Origin of the sequence: Sphingomonas sp. (assembly GCF_048594985.1) — a bacterium.
Lineage (GTDB): Bacteria > Pseudomonadota > Alphaproteobacteria > Sphingomonadales > Sphingomonadaceae > Sphingomonas_I.
Genome location: NZ_JBMDXG010000133.1, coordinates 1 through 1786, shown reverse-complemented (window position 1 = coordinate 1786; position 1786 = coordinate 1). Strand labels below are relative to the sequence as shown.

At 66.1% G+C, this 1786-nt stretch carries 2 protein-coding genes and 1 pseudogene; 2 read left to right on the top strand and 1 reads right to left on the bottom strand.

The window, feature by feature from the left end:
• The coding region (locus tag ACOJSF_RS05175; RefSeq protein ID WP_420141162.1) for a hypothetical protein at positions 1-216 on the bottom strand (216 nt) is incomplete at its 3' end.
• On the opposite strand from ACOJSF_RS05175, the gene ACOJSF_RS05170 reads away from it, so the two are divergent.
• Both ACOJSF_RS05170 and ACOJSF_RS05165 read left to right on the top strand, forming a co-directional pair.
• Positions 202-1290 (top strand): metal-dependent hydrolase family protein, encoded by a 1089-nt coding sequence (locus tag ACOJSF_RS05170; RefSeq protein ID WP_420141161.1) that lies wholly within the window; start codon positions 202-204, stop codon positions 1288-1290. The two genes, ACOJSF_RS05175 and ACOJSF_RS05170, sit on opposite strands and share 15 nt — an antisense overlap.
• Before the next feature lie 10 nt (positions 1291-1300).
• A pseudogene (locus ACOJSF_RS05165) lies at positions 1301-1786 on the top strand (hypothetical protein); the annotation flags it as partial.

Here is a 1786-nt window from a genome sequence, read left to right as displayed (position 1 = left end):
ATCGACCCGGCGCATGCGCAGAGCAGCCAAAAGCCGATCCTCCTCAGGAATGTTACGATCTTCGACGGCACCGACTCGGCGCTGATCGAGGGCAAGGGCGTTCTGGTCGAAGGCCAGCGCATCAAGGCGCTTGTGGGAGCGTCCGAGACGGTCGCCGATGCGGATGTGATCGATTGCCGGGGCGGCACGCTGATGCCGGGCATGATCGACGCGCACTGGCACTCCATCCTCGCCGCCATCCCGCAACTGGTCGCCATGACCGCCGATGCAGCCTATGCGCATCTGGTGGCCGCACAGGAAGCGCAGCGCACCGTGCTGCGCGGCTTCACCACCGTTCGCGACGTGGGTGGCCCCGCCTTCGCGCTCAAGCGGGTCATCGACGAGAGCCGGGTCGCCGGGCCGAGGATTTACCCCTCGGGCGCCATGATTTCGCAGACCTCGGGCCATGGCGATTTCCGCTTCAGGTCGGACGTGCCGCGCACCGCGCAGAGCGACCTCAGCGCGGCGGAGAAGGCAGGCATTTCGGCCATCGCCGACGGTGCGGACGAAGTGCTGCGCCGCGTCCGCGAGCAACTGATGCTGGGCGCCAGCCAGATCAAGATCATGGGCGGGGGCGGGGTGGCATCCGCATTCGACCCCATCGACGCGATCCAGTTCACCGAGCGCGAAATGCGTGCGGCGGTGGAAGCGGCGACCGACTGGGGCACCTATGTTTGCGTCCACACCTACACCTCCGCAGGTATCAAGCGGGCGCTGGACAGCGGCGTGCAGTGCATCGAGCATGGGCAACTGGCCGACGAGGACGCGGTCAAGCGCATGGCCGACGCCGGCGCGTGGTGGAGCATCCAGCCCTTCCTGCAGGACGAGGATTCCAATGTCTACACGGCAGCCGAGCAGGTGAAGAACCAGGGCGAGATCGCACTGGGCACGGTTCGTGCCATCGAGATGGGGCGCCAGCACAAGGTCAAGATGGCGCTCGGCACCGACATCCTGTTCAACCCGGCAGGTACGGCCACGCAGGGCAAGCAACTGGCGAAGTTCGCGCGCTGGTATGACAACGCCGAGGTACTGCGGCTGCTGACCAGCGGTAATGCTGAACTGCTGCGGCTTTCGGGCGGGCGCAACCCCTATCCGGCCAAGCTCGGCGTCATCGAGGCGGACGCCTATGCGGACCTGCTGGTGCTCGACGGCAACCCCCTCGCCAACATCGCGCTGATCGGCGACCCGGAGCGGACGATGAAGCTGGTCATGAAAGACGGCGTCATCCACAAGAACACAATCGCGGCATGAGGACACGACAATGAACAGAGCTGCGCTCGCGCTTCTCCTCGCCCTCGCGGCGGCACGATCCGCGCTGGCGGCCGACATCTCGGCGGCACCGGAGCCGGCGCCCGCAGCCCCCGCCGAAGTTGCATCCCCGACATGGGCGGTGCAGGTCACCCCCTACATGTGGGCCGCCGGGCTCAAGGGAAACATCTCCCCTTTCCGTCGCGCGCCGACGATCGGGGTGGACAAGTCCTTTTCCGACGTGCTGGACGATCTCAATTTCGGTGGTTTCGTCAACATCTGGGCCCGCTACGACCGCTTCGTGTTCTCGGGCGACGTGATGTATGTCAACACGACCGACAGCCATACGTCGGGGCCGCTGCCGGCTTTCCTGCCCGTGCCGCCAGGCACCACGATAAGCGGAAGCGCCGAAACGCGGCAGTTCACCGCCACCTTGCAAGGCGGATATCGCCTGATCGACACCAAACGTTTCACCCTTGATGCGCTGGGCGGCGTCCGG

What these genes read in the sequence shown, in the direction of transcription:
- ACOJSF_RS05170 (WP_420141161.1), top strand. Translation starts at nt 202, where the DNA reads ATGATCGACGCGCACTGGCACTCCATCCTCGCCGCCATCCCGCAACTG.